General features: G+C 51.5%; 6 protein-coding genes and 1 pseudogene. 2 read left to right on the top strand and 5 right to left on the bottom strand.

Annotated elements, in window-relative coordinates; genetic code table 11:
• Positions 1-121: 121 nt before the first annotated feature.
• The 4 genes from QZ506_RS04170 to QZ506_RS04185 all read right to left on the bottom strand — a co-directional run bounded on the left by QZ506_RS04170 (position 122) and on the right by QZ506_RS04185 (position 1,297).
• Positions 122-436 carry a potassium-transporting ATPase subunit KdpA gene (locus QZ506_RS04170; RefSeq protein ID WP_291969285.1) on the bottom strand — a complete coding sequence of 105 codons (315 nt, stop codon included), beginning with the start codon at positions 434-436 and terminating at the stop codon, positions 122-124.
• Entirely contained in the window at positions 436-525 is a 90-nt protein-coding gene (gene kdpF / locus QZ506_RS04175) for a K(+)-transporting ATPase subunit F (RefSeq protein WP_291969287.1), read from the bottom strand. The genes QZ506_RS04170 and kdpF overlap by 1 nt, the downstream gene beginning before the upstream one ends.
• A 161-nt stretch (positions 526-686) precedes the next feature.
• Entirely contained in the window at positions 687-980 is a 294-nt protein-coding gene (locus QZ506_RS04180) for a YciI family protein (protein ID WP_291969289.1), read from the bottom strand.
• 113 nt (positions 981-1,093) lie between these two features.
• The gene (locus QZ506_RS04185) at positions 1,094-1,297 is read right to left on the bottom strand and encodes a helix-turn-helix transcriptional regulator (protein ID WP_291969291.1); all 204 of its coding nucleotides are present in this window, start codon (positions 1,295-1,297) and stop codon (positions 1,094-1,096) included.
• A 106-nt stretch (positions 1,298-1,403) separates the two neighbouring features.
• Here QZ506_RS04185 and QZ506_RS04190 point away from each other — a divergent pair, with 106 nt between their 5' ends.
• Both QZ506_RS04190 and QZ506_RS04195 read left to right on the top strand, forming a co-directional pair.
• Entirely contained in the window at positions 1,404-1,676 is a 273-nt protein-coding gene (locus tag QZ506_RS04190; protein WP_291969294.1) for a helix-turn-helix transcriptional regulator, read from the top strand.
• A gap of 60 nt (positions 1,677-1,736) precedes the next feature.
• Positions 1,737-2,180, top strand: coding sequence for a hypothetical protein (locus QZ506_RS04195; protein ID WP_291969292.1), 444 nt, complete (start codon positions 1,737-1,739; stop codon positions 2,178-2,180).
• A 396-nt stretch (positions 2,181-2,576) separates the two neighbouring features.
• Here QZ506_RS04195 and QZ506_RS04200 read toward each other — a convergent pair.
• Positions 2,577-2,656: pseudogene (locus tag QZ506_RS04200) on the bottom strand (lipoprotein); the annotation flags it as partial.

Below are 2,656 nucleotides of genomic sequence, written 5' to 3' on the forward strand. Positions count from 1 at the left end.
AGAAACTGCGAATGGAGAGGAGGTTAAAAGAGTTAAGTCCCGGAGTGATCGATACGACGCGAATCAGTGATCGACCTTTCATGCGAAATCGTGATCGATTGTCATGCGAATCACTGATCGATCACGATGCGAATATGCACCAGGACAAGCCTGGCAACTGCTGCGGGTTATAGGGCAAGCTCCCCTGCGCCATCAACACTACCACCAGAAAGCACAACCCAAGGGCGTTAAACAGCAGAATGGCGCACAGATACTGACGCCAGTTCATCTCGCGGTCTGACACACCGCACACACGCCAAATCCCCTGTTCAAACTCCGCCACGCCGGGTAAAGCGCGATCAAGCACCATCCCTGTCATCAACCGACCCAGCGGTTGGGCCAGCACCAATAATACGACCAGAAAACTGGCCAGAAGTAAAAACGCATTGGCCGCCATCAGAATTCCTCCGCCCGAAACAGGGCGTAAAACAGATAGCCCAGTAACAGAAATACCAGCACGATGTCGGTCATCAGTCCCACATTCACGGTTTATCTCCCCGCGTTTATCGAATGTGGCTCGAGTGTAAGAATCAGGGCGTAAAAATGTCGTTAATATCGCAGGCGGGGATGTAAAAAAGGTATAAAAATGCCGATGGCATAACCAGCTCAATCAGCATCGATGAGCTGGCCGTGTTAACACGAAGGGATCATAGCAGGCCTTGCAGCGCAGGCGCCGTCATACTGGCATCAAACGGAATGATGTCTGCACGGGCCAGCCCCAGTTTCTGAAACGGATCCTGACTAAGGCGCACCTGCAACTGCTCGAGGCTGTCGCTTTTCGCCAAAATGACGCCGCCAGTGTGCGGCATACGGCGGCCTGATGCGAGAAAAACACCGTCGGCATAGCCCTGTTTTAACCATTCGACATGGGCAGGAATCTGTTCATCAATCGCCTCAAGCGGCTGTACATACGTCAGCACCACCACATAAACCACACTCATTGTCATTTCCATGTATTACGTAAGGGATAGTGTAAGGCTACTCCTCGACAGGGGAGGCATGAAGCGCTTTTTTGTTAGAGAATCTAAGGCATATGCCATTTTCTAGACGTGGGCTAATAGCGCGAAGGCCAAATCTCTTCAGGGCGTTTATTCAACGCGTTAGCAATCAGCCGTTCGCCTTTGGGCCAGCGTCGCCCCAACGCGTTTGACAGTGTTGATGACGCCAATCCCGCTTCTCGGGAAAGCGCTGACAGCGTTGTGCCACGCTTTTTCAAACCCGCTACGATATCTGCCGGGTGCCAGTCCTTACCGTCCATTACCATCACCTGATGTTATTATGTGTGAATGTTCAGTATATATAAACAACGGCGATGTTAAGTAATGCTAAACACTAAGTCAATATCGATTATCGATGGTGCCATGATGCTACCTGCTCGCCCTAAATCCGCCCGCCTGCATGCCAAGTTGACTCAGGAAAAACTGGGAGTGCTCGCGGGTATTGAAGAAGCGACCGCGCGTTCGCGTGTCTCACAGCATGAAAGCGGCACCTATCGCCCCACATTCGAGATGATGTGCGCCTTTGCCCGCGTACTCGGCGTACCGGAAAGCTATTTTTATACCGTCGATGACGACTTCGCAGAACGCATTTTGCTGTTGTATGAAAGTGACCGCATACAGCAAAAAAAGAATGCATAGGACAGCGTAAAAAAACGCGCTAAACAGAGGAAGAAACCACAGCGCAATTGCCTGACAGGGATGCGTTTTCTGATTTTTTTTGCTGCTGAGGGTGATGAACAGGCCTGCGCCAGACGTCATGCATTTTTCAAATACCATGAAGGGACCGAGCAAACGGCGTCCTCACGAGATGACTATCAGGCCACCTTTCTGAGCGTCTACGGCATCCATATCGACTGGCGGGAGGGGATTTTCAGCCTGTTGGAGGGAATCTCGCACTGCCTGGGAGATGCGGTTTTTTCCACTGAATTTGACTACGACAGCGACGTTGAAACCGCTACGGTCAACGTTGCTGGCGTTCAGCATGTTTTTCATCATTATTCGCTGGGATCAGAGGAGTATGATGCGGAGCAGGCGCGTATTGAACGCCTGCTACTGGCTGGAGGATATGCCTTGCGTGTGCGCACCGAAAGCCTGATGAGCGACACACTGTCTTTTTTACTGATGCCCGCCAGCACATGGTAATACGTCGAACAGCAGTTCGGTACTGAATCAGTATCAAAATACTTCGTCCTGTATGCAAGCCAGTGCTCAGCGCTGGACAGTGAGATATCCGCCCCGCCGACAATCTCCAATGTATCACCACGCACCGTACCGTTCGAAGTGCGCATCGCCCTCATTGGTTTCTGGTGTGTGCTTCCCGTACTCGTCGGTTTTCTTCTCTATGCCCTGTGGGGTGTGCTAACGAGAACGGAACCGCTGCCCCCACCTCATCCTAAAGGCTGTGAAAACGTGGAAAAGATACACGCACACTTGCGCCTAGAAGTGGCTGAACCGCTCAACGCACAAATGCGTAAACGTTTAGGGGCTTTGTTGAATAAATCAGAACTTGTAACGACTGCGCCCCATACGGGTCGATTGTTACGTGATGCGAATACTGTTCGGCATTCCTAATAGCGTGATCCGGTTAAGCGCTTTGACCATGGCCATGGCTTCACCCA

The sequence above is a fragment of the Candidatus Symbiopectobacterium sp. genome (assembly GCF_020054415.1).
GTDB lineage: Bacteria > Pseudomonadota > Gammaproteobacteria > Enterobacterales > Enterobacteriaceae > Symbiopectobacterium.

What these genes read in the sequence shown, in the direction of transcription:
- QZ506_RS04170 (WP_291969285.1), bottom strand. Translation starts at nt 436, where the DNA reads ATGGCGGCCAATGCGTTTTTACTTCTGGCCAGTTTTCTGGTCGTATTA.
- QZ506_RS04180 (WP_291969289.1), bottom strand. Translation starts at nt 980, where the DNA reads ATGAGTGTGGTTTATGTGGTGGTGCTGACGTATGTACAGCCGCTTGAG.
- QZ506_RS04185 (WP_291969291.1), bottom strand. Translation starts at nt 1,297, where the DNA reads ATGGACGGTAAGGACTGGCACCCGGCAGATATCGTAGCGGGTTTGAAA.
- QZ506_RS04190 (WP_291969294.1), top strand. Translation starts at nt 1,404, where the DNA reads ATGCTACCTGCTCGCCCTAAATCCGCCCGCCTGCATGCCAAGTTGACT.
- QZ506_RS04195 (WP_291969292.1), top strand. Translation starts at nt 1,737, where the DNA reads ATGCGTTTTCTGATTTTTTTTGCTGCTGAGGGTGATGAACAGGCCTGC.